The organism is Paenibacillus sp. GSMTC-2017 (genome assembly GCF_016019935.1).
Taxonomy (GTDB): domain Bacteria; phylum Bacillota; class Bacilli; order Paenibacillales; family Paenibacillaceae; genus Pristimantibacillus.
Map to the genome: position 1 here is coordinate 465,625 of NZ_JAECMT010000003.1, position 22,316 is coordinate 487,940.

Annotated in this window: 22 protein-coding genes; 18 read left to right on the forward strand and 4 right to left on the reverse strand. The window is 42.3% G+C overall.

Annotated elements, in window-relative coordinates; genetic code table 11:
• Positions 1-51: 51 nt before the first annotated feature.
• On the reverse strand, positions 52-1,164 hold the full coding sequence (locus I6N90_RS14095; protein WP_232242992.1) for a hypothetical protein: 1,113 nt from the start codon (positions 1,162-1,164) through the stop codon (positions 52-54).
• Between the two features lie 200 nt (positions 1,165-1,364).
• Here I6N90_RS14095 and I6N90_RS14100 point away from each other — a divergent pair, with 200 nt between their 5' ends.
• The 5 genes from I6N90_RS14100 to I6N90_RS14120 all read left to right on the forward strand — a co-directional run bounded on the left by I6N90_RS14100 (position 1,365) and on the right by I6N90_RS14120 (position 7,569).
• Complete coding sequence (locus tag I6N90_RS14100) at positions 1,365-2,690, forward strand: extracellular solute-binding protein (protein WP_197936242.1); 1,326 nt, start codon at positions 1,365-1,367, stop codon at positions 2,688-2,690.
• Positions 2,691-2,791: 101 nt separating this feature from the next.
• Positions 2,792-3,649, forward strand: a complete 858-nt coding sequence (locus I6N90_RS14105; RefSeq protein ID WP_197936606.1) for a carbohydrate ABC transporter permease — start codon at positions 2,792-2,794, stop codon at positions 3,647-3,649.
• A gap of 19 nt (positions 3,650-3,668) precedes the next feature.
• Positions 3,669-4,502, forward strand: a complete 834-nt coding sequence (locus I6N90_RS14110) for a carbohydrate ABC transporter permease (protein ID WP_197936243.1) — start codon at positions 3,669-3,671, stop codon at positions 4,500-4,502.
• 27 nt (positions 4,503-4,529) lie between these two features.
• Positions 4,530-6,362 (forward strand): sensor histidine kinase, encoded by a 1,833-nt coding sequence (locus I6N90_RS14115; RefSeq protein ID WP_197936244.1) that lies wholly within the window; start codon positions 4,530-4,532, stop codon positions 6,360-6,362.
• A gap of 37 nt (positions 6,363-6,399) precedes the next feature.
• The gene (locus I6N90_RS14120; RefSeq protein ID WP_197936245.1) at positions 6,400-7,569 is read left to right on the forward strand and encodes a response regulator; all 1,170 of its coding nucleotides are present in this window, start codon (positions 6,400-6,402) and stop codon (positions 7,567-7,569) included.
• A 114-nt stretch (positions 7,570-7,683) separates the two neighbouring features.
• Here I6N90_RS14120 and I6N90_RS14125 read toward each other — a convergent pair whose 3' ends face one another.
• Positions 7,684-8,295 (reverse strand): superoxide dismutase, encoded by a 612-nt coding sequence (locus I6N90_RS14125; RefSeq protein ID WP_232242993.1) that lies wholly within the window; start codon positions 8,293-8,295, stop codon positions 7,684-7,686.
• A gap of 341 nt (positions 8,296-8,636) precedes the next feature.
• On the opposite strand from I6N90_RS14125, the gene I6N90_RS14130 reads away from it, so the two are divergent.
• The 8 genes from I6N90_RS14130 to folE all read left to right on the forward strand — a co-directional run bounded on the left by I6N90_RS14130 (position 8,637) and on the right by folE (position 13,451).
• Positions 8,637-9,059, forward strand: coding sequence for a GNAT family N-acetyltransferase (locus tag I6N90_RS14130; protein WP_197936246.1), 423 nt, complete (start codon positions 8,637-8,639; stop codon positions 9,057-9,059).
• A gap of 113 nt (positions 9,060-9,172) precedes the next feature.
• On the forward strand, positions 9,173-9,730 hold the full coding sequence (locus tag I6N90_RS14135; RefSeq protein ID WP_197936247.1) for a DUF402 domain-containing protein: 558 nt from the start codon (positions 9,173-9,175) through the stop codon (positions 9,728-9,730).
• On the forward strand, positions 9,727-10,254 hold the full coding sequence (gene lepB / locus I6N90_RS14140; RefSeq protein WP_197936248.1) for a signal peptidase I: 528 nt from the start codon (positions 9,727-9,729) through the stop codon (positions 10,252-10,254). Before I6N90_RS14135 ends, lepB begins: the two co-directional genes overlap by 4 nt.
• 33 nt (positions 10,255-10,287) lie before the next feature.
• On the forward strand, positions 10,288-10,722 hold the full coding sequence (gene rnhA, locus I6N90_RS14145) for a ribonuclease HI (protein ID WP_197936249.1): 435 nt from the start codon (positions 10,288-10,290) through the stop codon (positions 10,720-10,722).
• Between the two features lie 3 nt (positions 10,723-10,725).
• On the forward strand, positions 10,726-11,907 hold the full coding sequence (queG, locus tag I6N90_RS14150; protein WP_197936250.1) for a tRNA epoxyqueuosine(34) reductase QueG: 1,182 nt from the start codon (positions 10,726-10,728) through the stop codon (positions 11,905-11,907).
• A gap of 47 nt (positions 11,908-11,954) precedes the next feature.
• The gene (locus I6N90_RS25100; protein WP_269669509.1) at positions 11,955-12,494 is read left to right on the forward strand and encodes a methylated-DNA--[protein]-cysteine S-methyltransferase; all 540 of its coding nucleotides are present in this window, start codon (positions 11,955-11,957) and stop codon (positions 12,492-12,494) included.
• Between the two features lie 106 nt (positions 12,495-12,600).
• Positions 12,601-12,822 (forward strand): YneF family protein, encoded by a 222-nt coding sequence (locus I6N90_RS14160; RefSeq protein ID WP_197936251.1) that lies wholly within the window; start codon positions 12,601-12,603, stop codon positions 12,820-12,822.
• Positions 12,823-12,857: 35 nt separating this feature from the next.
• The gene (gene folE, locus I6N90_RS14165) at positions 12,858-13,451 is read left to right on the forward strand and encodes a GTP cyclohydrolase I FolE (protein WP_197936252.1); all 594 of its coding nucleotides are present in this window, start codon (positions 12,858-12,860) and stop codon (positions 13,449-13,451) included.
• An 87-nt stretch (positions 13,452-13,538) separates the two neighbouring features.
• On the opposite strand, the gene I6N90_RS14170 is transcribed toward folE, so the two are convergent.
• Positions 13,539-14,615 (reverse strand): alpha/beta hydrolase, encoded by a 1,077-nt coding sequence (locus tag I6N90_RS14170; protein ID WP_197936253.1) that lies wholly within the window; start codon positions 14,613-14,615, stop codon positions 13,539-13,541.
• A 336-nt stretch (positions 14,616-14,951) separates the two neighbouring features.
• Here I6N90_RS14170 and I6N90_RS14175 point away from each other — a divergent pair, with 336 nt between their 5' ends.
• Together I6N90_RS14175 and I6N90_RS14180 are read left to right on the forward strand one after the other, a co-directional pair.
• Entirely contained in the window at positions 14,952-15,695 is a 744-nt protein-coding gene (locus I6N90_RS14175; RefSeq protein ID WP_197936254.1) for an IclR family transcriptional regulator, read from the forward strand.
• A gap of 54 nt (positions 15,696-15,749) precedes the next feature.
• On the forward strand, positions 15,750-16,166 hold the full coding sequence (locus tag I6N90_RS14180) for a DUF5984 family protein (RefSeq protein ID WP_197936255.1): 417 nt from the start codon (positions 15,750-15,752) through the stop codon (positions 16,164-16,166).
• Between the two features lie 267 nt (positions 16,167-16,433).
• On the opposite strand, the gene acnA is transcribed toward I6N90_RS14180, so the two are convergent.
• Positions 16,434-19,157: an aconitate hydratase AcnA gene (gene acnA, locus I6N90_RS14185; RefSeq protein WP_197936256.1), complete on the reverse strand. Its 2,724-nt coding sequence runs from the start codon at positions 19,155-19,157 to the stop codon at positions 16,434-16,436.
• A 261-nt stretch (positions 19,158-19,418) separates the two neighbouring features.
• Between acnA and I6N90_RS14190 the strand changes: the two genes are divergently transcribed.
• From I6N90_RS14190 to I6N90_RS14200, 3 genes are all read left to right on the forward strand, one after another.
• Complete coding sequence (locus I6N90_RS14190) at positions 19,419-20,684, forward strand: amidase domain-containing protein (RefSeq protein WP_232242994.1); 1,266 nt, start codon at positions 19,419-19,421, stop codon at positions 20,682-20,684.
• Positions 20,685-20,787: 103 nt separating this feature from the next.
• Positions 20,788-21,972: a D-alanine--D-alanine ligase gene (locus tag I6N90_RS14195; protein WP_197936257.1), complete on the forward strand. Its 1,185-nt coding sequence runs from the start codon at positions 20,788-20,790 to the stop codon at positions 21,970-21,972.
• 23 nt (positions 21,973-21,995) lie between these two features.
• Complete coding sequence (locus I6N90_RS14200; RefSeq protein ID WP_197936258.1) at positions 21,996-22,313, forward strand: hypothetical protein; 318 nt, start codon at positions 21,996-21,998, stop codon at positions 22,311-22,313.
• Positions 22,314-22,316 lie beyond the last annotated feature (3 nt).

The following is a 22,316-nucleotide window of genomic DNA, read 5'->3' on the forward strand; positions in this document are numbered from 1 at the left end:
CCCCTTTTTTATGATCATGTTTATCTAAAAGCTAAAGTGTTGACGGAACTTCTAGCTATAGATGAGCGAAAGTGTCAACGTATCTGTGCGTTGTATTGGGAAACCCAGCAGATTAGCAGGAATGAACCGTCCGTTCAGCTGCAATTGGTAGTTAATATTACCGCTAATAGGAACACCGCTTACTGATGTGATGTTTCCGGTAGGAGAAAAGGTTACAGCTCCGGTCTCAGCTAATGCACCACCAACAGTTAAGCCAGGGCGGAATCGAACAGTGTAACCATTCGTAATGTTCGGAAAAGTAGGTCCCCCGTTAATAACTACAGTTACGAATGCCTGTTGACCTGGAGGATACGGTAAAGGTACCGGCAGTGGAATTGGCAGTATTCCAGGTCCTTGCCAAGGTCCTGGATGCCAATGTCCCGGATGACCGTGTCCTGGATGTCCATGACCCGGATGTCCATGGCCCGGATGTCCTTGACCATGATGTCCTTGACCATGATGTCCTTGACCATGATGTCCTTGGCCATGATGTCCTTGGCCATGATGTCCTTGACCTTGATGCCCTTGACCTTGATGCCCTTGACCTTGATGTCCTTGGCCGTGATGTCCTTGGCCTTGATGCCCTTGGCCTTGTTGTCCTTGGCTTTGCTGTTGTGATTGAGGGCGTAATTGCTCTATTTGCTCCTGCTCAAGATGAACTTGATCTTGTTGAATCTGCTCTGTATGATCTTGCACTTGAAGATCTCGATCTAATTGATCTTGTTCTAATTGATCTTGTTCTAGTTGCAACTGTTCAAGTTGCGCAAGCTCTGGGCGTCCCTGTCCGCCACCTTGGTGTCCGCCACCTTGGTGTCCGCCACCTTGGTGTCCACCACCCGGATGCCATTGACCTGGATGCCCGCCGCCCGGATGTCCCCACGGTCCCGGATGCCATGGACCTGGGTGCCACTGACCTGGATGTCCCGACCATGGTCCTGGCATCCAAGGACCTGGATGCCAAGGTATTGATCCTGGAGGGAGCCAGCCTGGGCCACCTCCTGGTATTGGTAATATTACTCGTTGATCTGTGCAGCCACAATTGCTGCCCGACACTGCGTACGTTCTTTGCAATGCTGGATTGGGCTGTAGATTAGAGTTGTCGTAAGTATGTGTCATGCGAGTCATCAGTCTCCTTCACAAATTCATTAGGCATTTACCCTGATGTATCCTATGCGGCATCGGCTTAACTCGTGTTGAGGTGTTTGGAAAGACAAAAAGAAAATAGAAAATTTCAACACAATAAGTTGATTTTTTGTATTACCGAAGCGTGTTATAAAGAGTAAAGTAAGGGCTATAAGGAACGATGATGCCAAAGGGGGATACAAATGATAATAAAGAAACGAGTGATCAGTTTGTTACTTGTAGTGGCATTGACACTACTACTAGCAGCATGCGGGGACAAAAATGAAGGAACATCCGTCAATAAGCCAGCTGAGAGCAAGCCCGAAGGCAAAAAGATTACGTTGACACTTCAAACACTCCAAACGGATAAGTCCACACCTCAATATCAGGTTGAGGAAGAGATCGTAAATAATTACATGAAGGAATATCCGAATATAAAAATCGAGTGGGATCGTCTTGATACGGAGCAGCAAAAAGTTAAATTAAAAACGCAAGCAGCGTCAGGTGAAGTTGCGGACGTAACGATGGTTAACCCAGGGGCACAATTGTTACCTTTCGCAAATGGTAAAGTACTTGCTCCGCTCAATGACATAGTAGAGGGAGAACTGGGGGACAGCTTTCTAGAGGGGGTGCTTGATTACTATACTGTCGACGGAAATTTATATGCGCTTCCTTATGATATGAATATTGCTGGCATTTTCTATAACAAAGAGTTGTTTGAAAAGGCTGGCGTCAACGTTCCGACGACGTTTGAAGATATCATTGCTTCGGTACCGAAATTCAAAGAAGCGGGTATTCCAGCAATGATGCTAGGCGGTAAAGATAAGTGGCCTTTATCTTTTATGTTTACGAACGTGCTGCAACGCATAAATGGTGGACCAAAATTTTTAGATGAAGTAGTAGCCGGTAAAAAACAGTTTACCGACCCTATATTCGTTGAAGCGTTACAAAAAACAAAAGAACTGATCCAAGCTGGTGCATACCAAGAGGGGGCGGCTACTTACGACAATAACACGGCTTCCCAACAGTTCCGCGACGGTAAAGCTGCTATGTATTTTATGGGGTCTTGGGAAATATCTTCAATTGAAGCGTCTGAGGCAGTGAAAGGAAAAGTAGGTTTTCTACCGTTCCCGACCGTAGCTGGTAAAGGTGATCCTAAAGATTACGTTATTGCCCCAGGAACTGCGTATGCGCTAGGAGCAAACAGTGAACATCTCGACGAAAGTAAAAAGTTTCTGAAATATTTTATGAGCAACTATCCAAAGGTAGCCTTTGAGAAAATGTCAGCTGTAGGTAACGCTCAGAAAGTAGAAGGAGACTTTAAAGCAGCTGGATACTCTGATCTTGCGATAGATGTAATGGGACGTTTCAACGAAGTAAAAGGCGGAGATATGAACTTTGACAACGTGATTGAGCCAGCGACAACGCAGACACACTTAACTGGTTTGCAAAGCTTGTTGATCAAAGATGTTAACGTGGATGAATTAGCTGCCGAGCACCAGAAGACATGGGAGCTTAACAAAAAATAAAAAGAGAAACATTAAGGGAGCCGTGAGGTTCCCTTAATCAATTATGTGGAAGGGAGGGCAAACAAGTGAACGGTGTTTTGAGGGTAAGCAAAGGAACGTTAATGGTGTTCGTCCTTCCTTGTTTATTGTTTTATTTAGCATTTGTTTTTGTTCCAATCCTTGTGTCAGTAAATTATTCTTTGGTTGAATGGTCAGGAATGGACAAACAAGTTTTTGTAGGTTTGGACAACTATAAGGTGTTGTTTACGCAAGACTCTATTTTTTGGCCATCTGTATTAAGGACACTTTACATTTCAGTAGCTTCTATGGCTCAAATTCCGATTGCAATAACGGTTGCAATATTACTGAGCCGTTATGTAAGACGGCCTAGTTTCCTCGTTTCTAGTTATTTCTTTCCTGTTATCTTATCAGTTGTAGTTATCGGTCAATTATGGAAGGCCATATACAACCCAGCATCGCTTGGGGGAATGCTTAACCAGATGCTCGTGAAGACAGGACTCGAATCATGGACGAAGACTTGGCTTGCGGATACTGATGTTGCGATTTTTGCTCTAGGTTTCGTTATTTTCTGGCAATATATTGGCTATCATGTGTTGATTCAGTTTACAGGTGTTCAAAATATTTCAACGGACATTTACGAGGCAGCTAGCATCGATGGTGCTGAAGGTTTTAAAGCAGACCGCTATATTACACTTCCACTACTTTCACCAGTTATAAAAATTTCGACTATCTTAGCAGTCATTGGTTCGCTTAAAGCGTTTGATCTCATTGTCGTTATGACCGGTGGAGGACCTGCTAATACAACTGAAGTTATCTCAACCCATATGTACAATATGACCTTCAATTCATTCAAATATGGCTATGGAAGTGCGATCTCCACGTTTCTTGTCATCTTCTGCCTTGTGATGACCATAGTGTTGAACTTGTTATTCAAACGTGCTGAGGAAATCGCCTCATAGAGAGGGGAGAATGGAAGTAATGAAAGATTATCGGCTTGCCAGACGTATTGGGGCATGGGTATTGATGAGCATATTAGCCGTTACGCAGCTTTATCCGCTGTTATGGTTGCTACTGTATTCGTTCAAGACGAACAGTGAGATATTGTCTGGGCAATTTTTTGCTTTACCAAAAAAGTTTATTTGGGAAAATTATAGTGATGCATTTACGTCTGGCAACTACTTAAAGTATATTGGCAATAGTATAGTGGTTACAGGTATCACTTTGTTGCTTACGATCGTGCTCAGTGGAATGGTATCTTATGCGATTACAAGATTTAAATGGCGTTACGGAAATATAATTATGATTATCTTTATGGTCGGCATTATGATCCCCATCCAATCAACATTGTTGCCTCTTATGATTATTTTTAAAAAGATAGATATTCTTAACACACATGCATCTATCATTATTCCATATGTAGCGTTCTCGATTCCGCTTGCTGTATTCATTTTATCTGGATTTTTGAGGAGTATACCAAGCGAAATCGAAGAATCTGCCATGATAGATGGTGCGAACATTTATCGTATATTTTATTCTATTATTATTCCAATTACTGTACCCCCGATTATGACGGTTATGATACTAACTTTTATTTCGATATGGAATGAATACATTATTGCAGCCACCTTCTTATCCAGCGATTCTCTCAAGACGCTCCCATTTGGACTAAACAGCTTTGTTGGTCAATATACGGCTAATTATGGAGCAATAGGGGCGTTTCTTGTACTAGGGGCATTACCGGTCGCTACCTTTTACTTTATCCTCTCTGACAAAATAACGAAAGGGATGGTTGCAGGAGCTATTAAAGGATAGAGATGTTTGTTGCGAGGGGGAATCGACTTGCTTGGACTTCGATTTAATTCGTTTCACGCGAGGTTACTGCTCTGGATTTTGTTGTCTACGCTAGTGCTGCTAATTGGGCTTACTGGCGTTTTCTATCATTATACTGCAGGCCAGATTGACTTGCGGGTTGGTGAAGCAGCGCAACGTAACGTCTCACAGGCGATGGATAACTTCTCACTGATGTCACGAGGTTATGATAGTTTAGGTAAATCCATTATGAGCAATTCTGAAATTCAACGACTATTATCCCGCGAAGCGGCAAACGAACAAGATGAATTTGATAAGCAGCTGCAGATGATGGCGGCATTAGGAACGATCTTTTACAGTTACAATGATGTAAAGGGTATTCATATCATCTCTAACGCTGGAAACGTATATAGCTATGAGTCTACGACTCATGGCATCAATGATAAGTTTATGAAAGGTGATTGGCTATCGGAATTGCGTCGTTCGGACGGCACACTTGAATGGGGAGGAATGCTCGGGGATCAATCGCTCACAATTCGTGAAGACTCCGTATTTACATTCGGTAGGTTAATGAGCAATCTATACACGACAAGACCACTTGGCGTTCTAATTATTGAGGCTGATCCTCGTACCGTTCTGTCTTCCATGAACAATTTGATGATTAAACCGGAGAGCCGAACTTATATTTTTGCTGCGTCAGGCACACTCCTTGTCTCTTCGCACCCGGAAGAGAAGGTGGAATCTTCTTGGCTAATAGATCATTCTCAATATCCATTCGGTGAGTCAGTCCTTAATGTTAGTACCAGTAACCATCTCATCTTAACAGCAAATGATTCAAAGCTTGGGTGGAAGCTGTTGTCCATTACACCAAAGCCAGTAGCTAAAGTAGAGCAAGCGGCTGCCAATCGTTATTTTATTATCGTTACAATCATTATCATTATGGTTGCAATAGCAATTGCTTACTTTCTTTCCCGATCTGTATCTAAGCCGATTAAATCTATCGTGCAGGAGGTGCGACGTGTAGAACGAGGAGATTTGAGCACCAATCTTCATGCGAGTGATTCATATGAAGAAATTAATTATTTGAATGAACATTTTAACCGTATGGTTAACGAAATTAATGGACTAGTCGAACGTAACAAAATTGCGACAGCTAGTGAAAAGAATGCTCAAATACATGCATTACAATCGCAAGTGAATCCGCATTTTTTGTACAATACGCTTGACATGATTTATTGGCTGCTAGACGAAAAAGAAAATGAAAGGTTGTCCAATCTCATATTGTCTCTTTCATGTATGTTCCGATATAGCAGTGATTGGCGAAGTTCGGTTGCAACGCTTGGCGATGAGCTTGAGCAGATTAAACACTATATGACGATTATTAGTGCTCGGTCGGACGGTCGAATACATGTAAACCACCATATCGACAACAAATCACTTATGGTTTCATTACCTAAAATGACACTCCAGCCATTAATTGAAAATGCGGTTATACATGGCCTTTCGGGACGGACAGGAGAAGGGGCTATTACTCTCACATCAACAGAAGAAGGTCAAAAGGTATTTATCTACATACATGATAATGGTGTAGGAATATCCGAAGAGAAGTTGGTGGAGCTTAAGAACTCGCTCGCAAGAGCAGAAAGATTGGAATGGAATGAACTTTTGGAAGAAGAGCGTCAGAGTATGACGGTTGAGCCAGCTATTTATGGTACGTCTCATGGTTCTGGAGCGGGCTTTCTAAATGTTCATCGGCGCCTCGTTCTAGAATTTGGCGCTGGATATGGCCTTCGTGTTGAAAGTAAGGAAAACAACGGAACGACGATTATTGTTATGGTACCGAATGTAATGCCTAGAGTATAGCCCATGCAAAAAGTCGATAGTCAGAGGAGGGAACGGCATGCATATTCTAATTGTCGATGATGAAAAAGTGATTCGGGAAGGTTTTAAACGAACAATTTCCGGAGCTTTCCCTGATATTCGGATCAGTACAGCAGCCACAGCAACTGAGGCAAACCATATGTTGCTAAGCGAACGAATTCACAGCGTATTCCTCGATATTATGATGCCGGGCATGAATGGATTAGAGCTACTTGCTAAAGTACGCCATACCTATAGAGGAATCAAGTGGATTGTAGTATCCGCTCATTCTGAGTTTGCATATGCACAGGAAGCGTTGCGCCTTGGTGCCAGAGACTATATTTTAAAACCTCTAGGTAAAGAACAGATTGTAAAATACGTCGCCGAGCTATTTGAAGAGTGGTCACAAGAGCAACACAATGATACCGATACTAGCCTATTGATGCTCAATTTGAATTATTTGCGTGAGGCTGTCTTCCGGAGATGGATACAGGGACTAGATTTAGGGCGATTTGATTTGAGTTCTATTCGTGATGAACATGAACATTTCCATCTGCTGGCTGTAAAGCTGGAGAGTCATTCTGAAATAGGTTTAGGCAATTTTATTGTAGAAAATGTGATGTCGGAATACATCCATCGATCGGGCAAAGGATTTATCGTTAGTTTGGATGGTGATTTCCTTGTAGGTGTCATTACATTAGCGGATCAAGTAGAGGCTGACCTATTTAGAGAAGGAGCGATTACAAATCTTAACCGATGTCTGAGAGTTCCTTTTCGATTTATTATGAGCGAGCAACTGACTGACTTTTACACAATACCTTCCCAAATTAAAAATTTTCATATATCCAGCATTATAGTAGAGGACGAAGCTTCAATTGATAATAAAAATGATGTAGCGGAAATAGCTATTCAGTATATAAAAAGTAGCTTCCAAAAAAATTTATCTTTGGAACTTGTTTCTTCTATCGTATACCTCAATCCAGTATATTTCAGCAAATTGTTCAAACAAAAAACAGGAACCGGTTATAAGGAATATGTCACGAAACTGCGTATGGAAAAGGCGGAGGAACTGCTCGCTGATTCTGAATTATCGATTACTAAAATTGCAGAGACGGTAGGATATCCTGATGTTAGACATTTTACGCAAGTTTTCCGTAAAAACTATGCGTGTACCCCCAGCCAATTTCGTCTGGGTAAGGTTCGAGCATAAGAGTGCTGTCCGTATATTTATAGTGTTAACTAAGCTGGTTCTCAAAAGAAAAAGGCGCTATCCTACAAGTAGATTACTCTACTTATGAGGGCAGCGCCTTTTATGTAAGCTTACTTATTTAACAGCAGCTTCGTAACGTTTGCTAACTTCATCCCAGTTTACTACGTTCCAGAACGCTGCGATGTAATCAGGGCGTTTGTTTTGGTAGTTCAGGTAGTAAGCATGCTCCCAAACATCAAGACCAAGGATAGGTGTTTCACCTTCCATAATCGGGCTGTCTTGGTTAGGAAGGCTGTATACTTTCAATTTGCCGCCAGCTACAGCTAGGAAAGCCCAGCCACTGCCGAAACGAGTAGCAGCTGCTTTAGCGAAGTCAGCTTTGAAAGTGTCTAGGCCGCCTAGTTCGCTTTCAATTGCCGCTGCAAGAGCGCCAGTTGGTGCGCCACCAGCATTAGGAGCGATTGTTTCCCAGAACAAGCTATGGTTAGCATGTCCGCCGCCATTGTTGCGAACAGCAGTACGGATAGCTTCTGGAACACTTGCAAGATCAGCGATCAATGCTTCAATTGATTTGCCTTGAAGCTCAGGTGCAGACTCAAGTGCTGCATTAAGGTTTGTTACATATGCATTGTGATGGCGTCCGTGGTGGATTTCCATCGTTGTTGCATCGATATGCGGTTCAAGTGCGTTATGTGCGTAAGGTAGAGCAGGTAGTTGATGTGCCATTATTCATTACCTCCTGAAATATATAGTTAGAACATGTTCATTATCTCTTATCCACACTAATAAATCAACATTGTTGTTTAAAAAGTCGGAACCGCTTCATAACCTACTTAAGATAACAATTTGAACATAGATTTATTCGAAAAGAGAGTACAAATGATTAATTATGCCAACGAAAAGCGCTTAAATGAATGAAAGCGCTTAAATAATAGCGCTTTCAAGAGTAAATTAGCGATTTCTTTGTTTTTTTAAAGAAATTACGATAAAAAAGAAGGATTTTCGGGAATATTCGTCGTATAATAGTTTGGTACGAGACTATGACATGATATAGAAGGTGTTATTTAATGAACGTTCGTTCCTTCCAGTTGTCCGATTATAAACCACTTACTACTTTGCTCGAAGAAGTTCTAACAGCTGAATGCTATGAGCAAACAATGGAAGCATTTGCAAGGCAATTATCATGGGATAGCGATCTTGTTCTAGTCGCTGTCAATCAATCAGAAATCGTAGGAATGATTATCGGCACGATCGATAACAACAAAGGTTATTATTATCGAATTGCAGTTTCACCTGATCATCAGCGAATTGGAATTGGTAAAGCTCTAGTAACTGCACTTCGTCAACGTTTCGAGCAACGTAACGTAAGCAAAATACTCATTACTGCGGACGAGCATAATGAGCCAGTATTGCCGTTATACGAATCGATGGGTTATGTAGCTACAGATTTCTTTAAATCGTTCCAGAAGCTAAGTATTGTTACAGGATAATTTGTGTTTTTCGCAATTCGTGTTTGATGAGAGGCATATCTTCGTCGCCATTGCAATTGGTGTCCGGATATGCTTTTCTTATTACTATAAGGAATTTGAGGAGCACGAACAGTATGGAACGATATGAACAGTGTATTATAAAGAGTTTTAAGCATAATGGTCATATTCATCGATTATGGCAGCAGAACTGGGTCGTTCCAAGTCAATCCCTTATCGCGCAGCATCAAGAAGAATCAATTATTGTACTTATAAATCGGCAAACGCCAATACTCGAATCGGATGGGAAACAATGGGTAAGCAGAGTGCCTGCAGTTTCTTTTTTTATCCCTGGACAATGGTATAATATCGTTGCCCTCTTAGAAGCAGGGGGAGTTCGTTATTATTGTAACATTGCGTCCCCACCCTATTTACAAGGTGGGGTGCTTACTTACATTGATTACGATTTAGATGTTATCCGGACAGCGGAGGGCAATAAATATATCGTGGATCAAGATGAATATGAGCAACATAAGGTACTTTACCATTATCCACAAGCGGTTCAAGATAAAGTTGGTGAAGGTTTAAATATGTTGCTGGATCGTATGGAAAGTGGAATTACACCATTTTGTGATGATTCAGCAAAAACGTATTATCAAGAATGGCTAACCGCTTTCGGAGAGGTAGATGAATGAGCATTTTTAAACTATTAGTTGATTGGTTGAAAACTATTGTAACTGCGCTTGTTATTGTACTTGTTCTTCATTATTTCGTATTCAACTTATCGACGGTACAAGGTGATTCAATGAAACCGACTCTTGAGGAAAACGAATGGCTTTTCGTAAATAAGATTGTCTACCTAATCGGAAGTCCGAACGTAGGCGAGGTTATCATAATGAAAGATCCGAATGGTGTGCCAGGTAAAGAGAAGTTTTTTGTTAAACGAATTGTAGGTATGCCTGGTGATCGTATCGAAATTTCGGGACAAAAGTTGTATAGAAATGGGAATCTTGTGGACGAGCCTTATACAGATACATTAATAGAGGATATGGATTACGGACCAGAAGTGATAAGTGATGGTCATTATTTTGTTCTGGGTGACAATCGTCATGCTGGGGCAAGCGAAGACAGTAGGTCTTTTAATGCTGTCCCTAAGAAACTGATTCAAGGCAGAGCTGATTTTATTTTATGGCCGATTGGGAAAATAGAAGCTCTATAACTTAGCAAGAAGAAGCTTTGATGGAGGTGCAAGATGAAAGAAGTAATGATCTATACAGATGGTGCATGCTCAGGCAATCCTGGTCCTGGTGGCTGGGGGGCAGTGTTGTTTTTTGGCGGGCACCAGAAAGAAATATCGGGTGGAGAAAAACATTCAACCAATAACCGAATGGAAATTCAAGCGGTAATCTCCGGGCTTGAATTGCTCAAAGAACGTTGTAAGGTGACGGTTTATAGTGATTCGGCATATGTTGTCAACTGTTTTGAAAAGGGTTGGATTCATGGTTGGTTGCGAAATGGTTGGAAAAATAGCAAAAAAGACCCGGTAGAAAATCAAGATCTATGGAAGAGACTGTGGGAACTTATGAACCAGCATACAGTGAATTATGTAAAGGTAAAAGGCCATAGCGACAATGAATGGAACAATCGATGCGATGAACTAGCTCGTGAAGCTATTAAACGGTTTTAAACGATGATGGATAGATGGGACAGACTAAAGCAAGAGATGAAGGAAGCAGCAGCGAGCCTAGGAATAGACGATATTGGTGTCGCCTCTGCAGATCCATTCGTAACGCTAAAACAACGTTTAATACGACATCGTGAGCTTGGAAGAGAATCTGGTTTCGAGGAATCAGATTTGGACAAGCGAACAAACCCAGCACTATTGTTCGATAATCCGCAGTCCATTATCGCAATTGCAGTTGCATATCCATCCAAATTGATTGATCCGCCTAAGTCTGAACCGGGAGCACGAAGAGGCATCATGTCTCGTTCTGCATGGGGTGAGGATTATCACCGTGTGCTCAGAGATCGACTAGCTAAGCTCCACGCCTGGCTACAGGAACGTGTACCTGAGATGAGAGCAGAAAGTATGGTAGATACAGGAGCGTTATCGGATCGGGCGGTAGCTGAACGTGCCGGTATTGGCTGGAGTGCAAAAAATTGTTCTATTATATCGCCAAAGCTAGGGTCATGGATTTATTTAGGTGAAATGATTACTAATTTGCCATTGCAGCCGGACGAGCAAGTAACAGAAGGCTGTGGTTCCTGTACAAAATGTATTGACGCTTGTCCAACAGGTGCTATCGTTGGCCCTGGTCAACTCGATTCTAATAAATGTATTTCGTTCATTACACAGACAAAAGGTATGATCTCAGACGAGTATATGCGTAAGATTGGCAACCGACTTTACGGCTGTGATACTTGTCAGATCGTCTGTCCAGAAAATAGAGGGAAAAATTGGACACAGCATCCTGAGCTAAAGCCGGATGTAGAGCTCGCTAAGCCTTTATTAATACCTTTACTTACAATCGGAAATCGTGAATTTCAAGAACGATATGGTTCAACATCCTCTGCATGGCGGGGAAGAAAGCCGATTCAACGTAATGCGGTAATTGCACTAGGCAACTTTAAGGAAGCTAGCGCTGTTCCCGATCTAATTCGTGTTCTTGAAGCTGATCCTAGACCTGTTTTAAGAGGAACAGCAGCTTGGTCACTGGGCCGAATTGGCGGGGAGCTGGCTGAAGATGCGTTACGTACTGCTGTGGTCAAAGAAACTGATGCAGAGGCCAATGACATGATCGTTAAAGCTATAGATGCGATACGTTTAGAGCGTTCTAATCGCGAAGAGGCTGGCGAGGAGAACAAGGTGTAGCAGATTGTGAAATAGGTGATTAGCTAGAAGGGAGACGGATACTTTAAATGACAGCGCTCATTGCTACGGAGATCACGTCTCCATTAGGTGGAATTGTTCTGATGGCAACGGATGAAGGCATCTGTCATCTTAGTTTCGGAACGTATGAAGAATCTAAAGAGTATTTAAATCTATGGAGCAAGAGTCATGTAGATGGAGATCATAAGGAACCAACGCTAGTGAGTGAGCAAGCCCATCCAATTATACAAGAAGCAGTCCGACAATTGGAGCTGTATTTCGCTAAAGAACTTCAAGTGTTCGATCTTCCTATTCATATGATAGGCACACCTTTTCAGCTTAAAGTATGGGCTGCTCTTCAACATATCCCTTATGGGGAAACATGTTCTTATTTAGATATAGCAAATCGAATTGAGCAACCAAAAGCAGTACGAGCAGTCGGAGGGGCGAACAACCGAAATCCTGTTTCTATTATTGTTCCTTGTCACCGTGTAATTGGAGCTAATGGGAAGTTAGTTGGATATGGCGGAGGTTTACCCAAAAAGACTGCATTACTTGAATTAGAGAGCCCTCAAATGTATCTCATCTGAGGGTTATTTGATCATTTCATTTCGTTGCGGAACAAGCATGAACATGCTATGATACAGGGATGTAATTCTACAAATTTCATACTATACGAAGGGTAAGGTGACATAGATGGAGTGGTACAATATTGTTATTCCTATCGTGACATTAGTCGTTGGTGCTGTTGGTGGTTTTTTCGGTGGGGTATACTACTTGCGTAAGCAAATTGAAAAGATGCAAAGTGATCCTGAGATGATTCAAAAAATGGCTAAACAAATGGGATACAACATGAACAAGCAACAAATGAACCGTGCTCAAAACATGATGAAAAACCAAAAATTCCCTCGCAAATAATAGAGTAGTTAAAAGTCCGGAAGGAGTGGATACGAATGGCGGGTAAAAAGGATTACGTCAATTCGAAAGTTACGGACAACCGGGAACAGATCGAATTTCATGTAAAAGAAATTTTGAAGCTAATCGGAGAAAATGTAGAACGGGAAGGTTTGCTTGAAACACCTGCTCGTGTTACACGGATGTATGAAGAAATCTTTGCTGGCTACGAGGTTGAACCACGCGAGGTGCTCGGAGTAACTTTTGATGAGCAGCATGAAGAACTCGTTATCGTAAAAGATATTGTTTATTACAGTCAATGTGAGCACCATATGGCTCCATTTTTCGGTAAAGCGCATATCGGCTACATTCCGAGTGGGAAAATTGCAGGTCTTAGTAAACTAGCTCGCCTTGTGGATGCGATCACACGTCGTTTGCAAGTGCAAGAGAGGATTACTTCCCAAATTGCAGATATATTAGATCAGGAGCTTGCTCCGCATGGCGTTATGGTCGTTGTGGAAGGTGAACATATGTGCATGTGTGCTAGAGGGATTAAGAAATCGGGAAGTAAGACGGTTACGTCTGCTGTTCGTGGAGAGTTCCGCACTAGTTCAGCATTACGATCAGAATTTCTTGCACTTCTGAAGCAATAAGCGAATACCTAAGTTTCTGCTACTAAAAAGAGCGAGCTTGCTCGTTAGGTGTACAAATGTACATTTGACGAACAGGCTCGCTCTTATTTATTTCGTTATACGTTGTTCATTCAATTGTCCTTCTACTTGACTGAGGAATAAGGCTGTACGTTGAACATATTCTTGTGGATGTTTACGGAACAGCATCTCATGTTGGCCATCTTGGACGATCCATGACCTAGACAATGAATCTCCTTGATTCAAAGCAATCGCTTCAGCAGTATTATGAGATGCTTTTACATCATCGGTACCATGAATTATAAAAGTTGGAATCGAAAAGTCGTTAGCTATAACTTGTTCCGCTGGTACTGATCCAAAGCTACCTCCCGACCAAAGTGGGATCATCGATTCGATAAGTGGCAATGAAGGAAAACGTGGCAGTGGTACAAACTGATTAATGTTATCGAAAAGTGCTTCTGAGCTTGGAATAAATAGACTGTCCAATATCATAGCATCAATTTCATTCGTTACTAGAGCAGTTTGAAGTGCAGTTCCTGCACCCATTGAGAAGCCCCAGACGATGACATCCTCAGCTCCTTTGTATTTGGCGTAGTCTATTGCAGCTAGAAGTTGTTGTGACTCCTCACGCCCCCCTGTAGCTGGTGCTTTGTATTGCTGCGAAGCATAACCATAATCAAAGAGAAGAACATTATAATTGAGATCATGCAGCAGTTTGGTCAGATCGTACATAGGAACCCAGTGTTCTTCACGGTTCGCACCATAGCCATGACTAAATACTACTGTTCGCTTAGAAACTGTTTCGACATTCCTTTGATCAGTAGAAGTTGGAGCCGCAGGCACATACCAACCGCTAACCGTCGTTTGCCCGCTATGACTTGGAAAAATAACATCTTCATAGGCGACGCCAATGGCCTCTTGCGGATTAGACGCTAGTGGAGCAACATACGGATAAGCAAGACTCCAAGCTACATAACCATGAAAGATAATAACAACAATGAAGCATACAGACAGAAGAGAAGCGAGTGAAGCAACTAGAATATGTTTGCTTCTTTTCGACGAATGCAAAGGTGCGATCGTTGGGTAAGGCAACTTTACTGGTGGAAATACTGGAACAGCAGGGGCTAAACTCTCCATTGCATGTGTAGTTGAAAGTGTTGTGCTCATTTGGTAGCCCTCCCTCTGCATGATAGTCATTCGTTCACTTGATGAAAATATATGGTTAAGCATAAAGAGAAAGTGAAATTGTTTATAAAATGTAAGCGCTATATAAATAGGTTGTGTTCTAATCGTAGTAGGGAGCTTGCGACCTGTCAATTCCTGTCGATACATTGTTAACAGCCTGTAATCGTCCTGTAATGTAATAGAACTTCTTTACGATATTAGGCTGTATAAGGTATACTAAATGAGAATCAATTTCATTGAGTTTGAAAAAGAGTTTCAGCGAATGAAACTAGAATGATATATAATTAGATATAGGAAGATGGATGGAGGTGTAACGGTATGGAGGAAGGTAAATCAACGGTGCGCGCAGTAGATCGTGCGTTAGATATATTGCTTTGTTTCACGTCTAAGACAGATTGGGCGATGACAGAAATAGCTGAGTATGTTGGACTACACAAGAGTACTGTACACCGTATGTTAGCGACACTTGAAGAGAAAGGTTTTATTGAAAGAGATCGCTCGACTGAGCGCTACCATCTGGGGTTAAAGGTGTGGGAACTGTCCGCAAACTTGTCACGTACAGATGATCAAGCAACAATCTGGTTGCCAGAGATGGTCAGAATCCGCGATGAACTTGGGGAGACGGTAAGTATTTATGTTCGGGATGGCTCAGAGCGGATACGTATGCAAGCAGTGCAAAGCAACCAGGCAGTAAGAAGGGTGGCACCTGTTGGTGTAAGGCTTCCTTTATATGCTGGGGCATCAAGTAAGGTGTTAATTGCTTATTCTGATCCTATCGTTCAGGATAATTTGCTCCAGGCGCCAACGTGGCCTTCTTATATAGATATGGAGCAGTACAGACGACAGCTACAAGAAATTATGGTGAACGGTTATGCGACAAGCTTTGAGGAGCGTGAACCTGGAGCAGCCGCGTTATCATCACCAATCTTAGACCGTAATGGCAACCTAGCAGCAGCACTATCTGTCTCGGGCCCAGCGAGCCGAATGACGATGGATACGATGCGCGCATACGCTCCAATTATGATGGATGCGGCTAGACGGATGGGGACGATGATTCGTTAGGGGTAAGCGAAGGTTTCATTTGTATAACTATTAGGAACATTAGGAGAAGTTTAAATGATCAATTTTCAACTTAAGGACTTGTTGAAGATAACCCCTTGGGGTGAAAATAATGACTTAACCTTGCATTGGTATGGATTATCGGATTCATACTACTGGTTCGTTTTAGGTGACTATGAACTTCTTAGATACAGCGATGAGTTTGAAGTGAAGTATCGGGGTGTTACAAACCTGCCCTATGTGGATTATCAATTTATAAGGTTATATCAGGATATTAGAGATATTTTGCAAAATATCGCTATACCGATTCCTGCTGATGTATTTGAATTTATTAATACTTTGGAAAAACAAGAATCATTTCTAACTTCATTGACTTATTGGTTAAATAACGTATGGAACGATAGTGATGAGGAATATGATGAGATATATGAGCCAGTGAAACTGTGGATTTATAATAGGAAACTAATATTATAAATAATCCAATAGAAAATGTGTTTGTTGACTATAAACAATTAACAAAGAACCATGTTCAATTCAAAGAAGAGTTAACCTTATCAGGAAAGAGTTTTAGCTCCATTGAAGTAGTAAATTGGGATGACGTCATATCTAAGATGGATATCATCCAAAAGTCAAAAAAACTGTAGAAACTAGAATTTCAAGCTGATCGCATAGCCAACATCTTAAATCATACAAAAAGCCTGAGAGGATGTTTTTCAACATCTTCCCAGGCTTTTCGCTTAATTACTTAGTTATTTCCATGTTAGCGATCATTTGACGAAGCACCGTTTGCAGGATGCCTCCGTTGCGGTAGTAGTCTACGTCCACTAGGGAGTCAAGACGAACGATAGCCGGGAACTCGAAATTTGTACCGTCTTCACGAGTTGCACGAACGTTAACCGTTTGGCTCGGCTGAACATCGTTTGATAGACCAGAAATATCAAACGTTTCGCGTCCAGTAATGCCAAGCGTTTTCCAACTTTGGCCTTCTGGGAATTGAAGCGGAAGAACACCCATACCAACCAAGTTGGAACGGTGGATACGCTCAAAGCTCTCAGCGATTACAGCTTTTACGCCAAGCAAGAAAGTTCCTTTTGCTGCCCAGTCACGGGAGCTTCCTGTGCCGTACTCTTTACCAGCAAGTACAACTAGGTTTTTGCCTTCTGCTTGATACTTCATGGAAGCATCATAGATGGACATTACTTCGCCAGTTGGCAAGTAAGTTGTTACGCCGCCTTCAGTACCAGGAGCTACTTGGTTACGAATACGGATGTTAGCGAACGTACCACGCATCATTACTTCATGGTTACCACGACGGGAACCGTAGGAGTTGAAATCTTTGCGCTCTACGCCGTTGTCGATCAAATATTGGCCGCCTGGGCTGTTAACTGTAATGTTACCAGCAGGAGAAATATGGTCAGTCGTAACGGAATCGCCCATTAGTGCAAGTACACTCGCTGAAGGAATATCTGCAATATCAGTTAGATCAGGACCAAGACCTTCGAAGAACGGAGGATTTTGGATGTAAGTGGATTTTGCATCCCACTCATAGCTTTCGCCTTCCGGTACGTCGATCGCGTTCCAACGCTCGTTTTGTGTAAATACGTTTTCGTATTTTGAACGGAACATTTCTGGGTTAAGGGAAGAAGCTACAGCAGCCTTAATCTCAGCGTTTGTTGGCCAGATATCTTTCAAGAATACAGGTTGACCGTCTTGGTCATGTCCAATTGGATCAAGAGCAAGATCGATATTAACCGTTCCAGCAAGTGCATAAGCAACTACAAGCGGTGGAGATGCAAGGTAGTTAGCTTTAACCTGTGCGTGAACACGGCCTTCAAAGTTACGGTTACCGGATAGAACAGCAGCAACTGTCATATCATTGTCAGCAATCGCTTTGCTTACTTCGTCTGGCAATGGACCGGAGTTACCGATACAAGTAGCACAGCCATAACCTGCAACGTGGAAGCCAAGAGCTTCAAGCGGCTCGATTAGGTTTGCTTTAATTAAATATTCAGTAACAACGAGTGAACCTGGAGTTAGTGAACTTTTCACATAAGCAGGTTTCGTAAGGCCACGAGCTACTGCTTTTTGTGCAACAAGACCAGCAGCAAGCATTACGCTTGGGTTGGACGTGTTTGTACAGCTTGTAATCGCAGCGATTACGACAGCTCCAGCACTCATTTTCGTTTGTTGTCCATCATTATGTTGAACAGCAACTACTTCTTCAATTTTCTCTTCCGTTAGACCATAACCGCCTTTGTCGATCGGCGTACGGATGATGCTGTTGAAGTTTTCCTTCATAGCAGTCAATTCGATACGGTCTTGTGGACGTTTTGGACCTGCAAGGGAAGGAACAATCGTTGATAGATCAAGTTCAACAATATCCGTGAAGATTGGATCTGGTGTCTCGTCTGTACGGAACATGTCTTGTGCTTTGTAATAAGCTTCAACAAGTTCAATTTGCTCGTCTTTACGGCCTGTTTGACGCATGAAATCAAGCGTTTCACTATCAACAGGGAAGAAGCCGATTGTAGCTCCATATTCTGGAGCCATGTTAGCAACTGTTGCACGGTCAGCAAGACTAATGTTGGATAGACCAGGACCGAAGAACTCAACGAATTTACCAACTACGCCTTTTTTACGAAGAATTTGTGTAACTGTTAGTGCAAGGTCAGTTGCAGTAGAACCTTCAGCTAGGCTGCCAGTTAGTTTAAAGCCGATAACTTCTGGCATTACGAAGTATAGAGGTTGACCAAGCATACCTGCTTCAGCCTCGATACCGCCAACGCCCCAACCTACTACGCCTAGACCGTTAATCATTGTTGTATGGGAATCCGTACCTACAAGTGAATCTGGATAAACGACAGTTTCGCCGTCAATTGTTTTTGTAGCTGCTACGGATGCAAGATACTCAAGGTTAACCTGGTGAACGATACCTGTCCCAGGAGGAACCGCACGGAAGTTATCAAATGCTGTTTGTGCCCAGCGAAGGAAACGGTAACGCTCTTCGTTACGCTCAAACTCAACTTTAGTGTTGTACTCAAGTGCTTCAGGGCTACCGAAAGCATCAACCATGATGGAGTGGTCAATAACAAGATCCACGGGTACAAGCGGGTTGATTTGTTTCGGATCTCCACCAGCTTTTTTTACTGTATCGCGCATTGCTGCAAGGTCAACAACTACTGGTACGCCAGTGAAATCTTGAAGAACGATACGTGCAGGAATGAAAGGAATTTCTTTGTCCTCGCGGCCCTTTGTCCAGTTGGCCAATTGTTTAACATGTTCAGGTGTAATTGCGCGGCCGTCGAATTGACGAACAGCTGCTTCAAGTAATACTTTGATGGAAAAAGGAAGCTTGGAAATATCACCAAGACCTTGCTCTTCCAATCCGCCTAGACGGTAGTATGCATACGAATTTCCGCCAGCTTCGAGCGTTGTGCGAACAGAGTACTGATTTTGTTTAGGCATCGCTATTCTCCTCATATCAGTTAGTAGGGGGAAAAATGTTTCATTGTATGAAACGCAATTTCAAAAACCTTATGTTTATAGTATAGCTTTAAAACAGTCGTTCCGTAAAGTCCAATTATGTCCTATCGAAACTCTCTTTTTTGAAGAATACACATATTAAAAAATTACATGAAAAGCTCACCGCACTCATATAATGAAGCAGTTATTCTGTGCCGTTTATACGACCAAGCTAAGCCGATTATAAAGTTAGGGGGGATCGTGATGTCAAAGTCAAGTAGCCGCAATAATGGGATGAAGCGGGCTAAGCGTACTTATCATTCAAATAAATCAGGCTCTTTATCATCTAAACGTCAAGTAAAGTCGAGTTCAACGTATAGCCAACGTGAAAAACAAGGAGAATTTCATCATGTTAACCAGCCGCCGAAACCTTCCCAGCCTCAATCGAAGCTAAGTTCATTAATACAATCCTCAGATTACACGAGACGGCCCCCCTCAACTAAAGAGAAAAGTTGGAAGGCTGCCGTTCAGCGGTATGTTAGTCTCTATAATCAGGCGGAGACTGAGCAGCATGCTCGCGTGTTAACTGATTTTGTTGTTGATCAGGTCCATCAGGAGCGGTTATGCAACAGACTTGATCGTATGCGAGAACGCGATCTTCTGCGTGGTGCATTGCCGGCAGGAAGCGAAACGAAAGCTGAACTCGTTCGTGTTAACGAGTCAACACATGAAACGTCCGTACTACTACGACTACATATTAAAAGAAAGATGGAGCAATCTGGCACTGTTTATATGGAAGAAAGATATGAGTACGAACGACTTTGGCTAACAATGTCCGGTGGGCAATGGGAAGTCAATCAAGTTGAGCCAATTATCGCTGAGCGTAGGCCGCGTTATGGAGCATCCGTACAACAGTGGGGGGAAGAAGAGGAATCATTGGAAGTGGACTCCTTGCCTCTAACACCATCTTTGCCATACTTAAATTATGACCTAATGCCGCAATTCAAACTCAGAGATAGAGGTAATCGCTACAGGAGAGATTTGGTTGCTGCTTATGCGGACCGTTGGTGGAATGCAGGCAATCCAGGTTATGAAACATTTGAGGATAATTGCACCAATTACGTCTCGCAGTGCATCTTTGCAGGTAATGCTCCTATGAACTATACTGGTAAAAGGGGAAGCGGCTGGTGGTACAAAGGACGGAATAATGGAGGAGAATGGTGGAGCTTTAGCTGGTCCGTCTCTAACGCATTATCGGGCTATTTGTCCAAAGGACGCAAAACCGGACTTCAAGCTGTCGTCGTACATTCAGCTGATCAACTTCAACTCGGCGATGTTATTACATACGATTGGAATGGTGATGGCCGTTTCCAGCACAGCTCAATCGTAACCGCTTTTGATTCTGCAGGACAGCCGTTAGTTAATGCCAATACAGTCGCCAGCAGGCACCGTTATTGGGACTATCGTGATTCCTATGCATGGTCGAAAGGAACGAAATACCGTTTTTTTCATATTACTGACTTGTTGTAATCGTATATAATGACTTGCGCCAGATGTAGCTTTGTTCAAATGGTTGTCTGATGGGATAGAGTTTGAATCAAGCATGAAATTTAATCGTACCGGAGGATATGCTATGGGGAGCAAAGTAAGAGTAGGACTTGTTTATGGGGGGAAATCCGGAGAGCATGAAGTGTCATTGCAGACGGCATTTGCCGTAATGCGTGAATTTGACTATAACCAATATGAAATTAAACCTTTTTATATTTCAAAACAAGGTGAGTGGAAAACGGGCGATGTCCTGTTAGCTGCACCGGATAGTGTAGAAGCATTGCGTTTCGGTTCAGAAAATGGAGGTACATCGAATCATTCACTTGCTCCGTTATTCCGCACACTGGATGGAGCAGCTACAATAGCTACACCAGAACCAGCATCATCACTGCAAGAAGCGAAAATTAGTGGTCATAGCGTTTCTCCAGCCGCTGATCAAAGTGATGAAACCATTGATGTCATGTTCCCTTTGCTTCATGGTACATTTGGTGAAGATGGAACGATTCAAGGATTGTTTGAGATGGCTAATATTCCTTACGTAGGTGCGGGCGTTCTTGCATCTGCAGTAGGGATGGACAAGATTATGATGAAGAAAGTTTTTGCGCAAGAAGGTCTGCCGCAATGTGTGTTCCGTTATTTTAATCGTACACAGTGGGAGAAGGACTCATCTTATTTTGTAATGGAATGTGAAGTGTCTCTTGGTTATCCTTGTTTCATTAAACCTGCGAATTTGGGATCTAGTGTTGGTGTGTCCAAAGCTAGAAATCGGGAAGAGCTGATCGAAGCAGTTAATTATGCTTTCCGTTTTGACAGAAAAGTTATCGTTGAAGAGTTTGTTGATGCGCGCGAGATTGAAGTTAGCGTATTAGGCAATGATGAAGCGAAAGCATCTGTTGTAGGGGAAATTGCTCCTTCTAATGAATTTTATGACTATAAGGCAAAATATATCGATGGCAAATCAACGATGATCATTCCTGCGGAATTGCCGGAAGGCGTTGCTGAATCCGTCCGTGAAATGGCTGTTCGCGCATTCCAAGCTATCGATGGTTCAGGACTATCCCGCGTAGATTTCTTCCTTCGGAAGGAAGATAACGTCATTTTCATAAATGAAGTTAACACATTGCCTGGCTTCACACCGTTCAGTATGTATCCATTGCTATGGCGTGAGACTGGCGTTCCTTATAAAGATCTGCTTAAAACATTGATTAACCTTGCACTTGAGCGTCATTCGGAGAAACAACGTATCGATTTCACTGGTGAGTCACTTTAAAGGGCAGAAAGGAAGATTATAAAATGGGTTTCGGAACAGAATTTAACTCCGTTTGCAAATTTAAGTCAGAGCAGGAGCTTTACGAATTGTTGGAGTACGGCAAGGGCAAAATGGTAAAGAGCGGATTCCGTGTTTATCCGACAGGACAGAAAGTAATTGCTTATACACCGAACAATGAAGCAATAGCAATTGTACGTATATCAGCATCTATTGCAGAAATTAATTTTCAAGGCGAAGAAGTAACACAAGTTGAAATGCAATTAGTTAGGAAGTTGACAGCGGAAGAAGCGAAAATTCAAACTTCACTTGCTTACGAAATGTTTTTTGGGGAGAGAGCCTAAACG

Coding starts and splice junctions, on each gene's coding strand:
- I6N90_RS14095 (WP_232242992.1), bottom strand. CDS start 1,164: ATGACTCGCATGACACATACTTACGACAACTCTAATCTACAGCCCAAT.
- I6N90_RS14100 (WP_197936242.1), top strand. CDS start 1,365: ATGATAATAAAGAAACGAGTGATCAGTTTGTTACTTGTAGTGGCATTG.
- I6N90_RS14105 (WP_197936606.1), top strand. CDS start 2,792: ATGGTGTTCGTCCTTCCTTGTTTATTGTTTTATTTAGCATTTGTTTTT.
- I6N90_RS14110 (WP_197936243.1), top strand. CDS start 3,669: ATGAAAGATTATCGGCTTGCCAGACGTATTGGGGCATGGGTATTGATG.
- I6N90_RS14120 (WP_197936245.1), top strand. CDS start 6,400: ATGCATATTCTAATTGTCGATGATGAAAAAGTGATTCGGGAAGGTTTT.
- I6N90_RS14125 (WP_232242993.1), bottom strand. CDS start 8,295: ATGGCACATCAACTACCTGCTCTACCTTACGCACATAACGCACTTGAA.
- I6N90_RS14130 (WP_197936246.1), top strand. CDS start 8,637: ATGAACGTTCGTTCCTTCCAGTTGTCCGATTATAAACCACTTACTACT.
- I6N90_RS14135 (WP_197936247.1), top strand. CDS start 9,173: ATGGAACGATATGAACAGTGTATTATAAAGAGTTTTAAGCATAATGGT.
- lepB (WP_197936248.1), top strand. CDS start 9,727: ATGAGCATTTTTAAACTATTAGTTGATTGGTTGAAAACTATTGTAACT.
- rnhA (WP_197936249.1), top strand. CDS start 10,288: ATGAAAGAAGTAATGATCTATACAGATGGTGCATGCTCAGGCAATCCT.
- queG (WP_197936250.1), top strand. CDS start 10,726: ATGATGGATAGATGGGACAGACTAAAGCAAGAGATGAAGGAAGCAGCA.
- I6N90_RS25100 (WP_269669509.1), top strand. CDS start 11,955: ATGACAGCGCTCATTGCTACGGAGATCACGTCTCCATTAGGTGGAATT.
- I6N90_RS14160 (WP_197936251.1), top strand. CDS start 12,601: ATGGAGTGGTACAATATTGTTATTCCTATCGTGACATTAGTCGTTGGT.
- folE (WP_197936252.1), top strand. CDS start 12,858: ATGGCGGGTAAAAAGGATTACGTCAATTCGAAAGTTACGGACAACCGG.
- I6N90_RS14170 (WP_197936253.1), bottom strand. CDS start 14,615: ATGAGCACAACACTTTCAACTACACATGCAATGGAGAGTTTAGCCCCT.
- I6N90_RS14175 (WP_197936254.1), top strand. CDS start 14,952: ATGGAGGAAGGTAAATCAACGGTGCGCGCAGTAGATCGTGCGTTAGAT.
- I6N90_RS14180 (WP_197936255.1), top strand. CDS start 15,750: ATGATCAATTTTCAACTTAAGGACTTGTTGAAGATAACCCCTTGGGGT.
- acnA (WP_197936256.1), bottom strand. CDS start 19,157: ATGCCTAAACAAAATCAGTACTCTGTTCGCACAACGCTCGAAGCTGGC.
- I6N90_RS14190 (WP_232242994.1), top strand. CDS start 19,419: ATGTCAAAGTCAAGTAGCCGCAATAATGGGATGAAGCGGGCTAAGCGT.
- I6N90_RS14195 (WP_197936257.1), top strand. CDS start 20,788: ATGGGGAGCAAAGTAAGAGTAGGACTTGTTTATGGGGGGAAATCCGGA.
- I6N90_RS14200 (WP_197936258.1), top strand. CDS start 21,996: ATGGGTTTCGGAACAGAATTTAACTCCGTTTGCAAATTTAAGTCAGAG.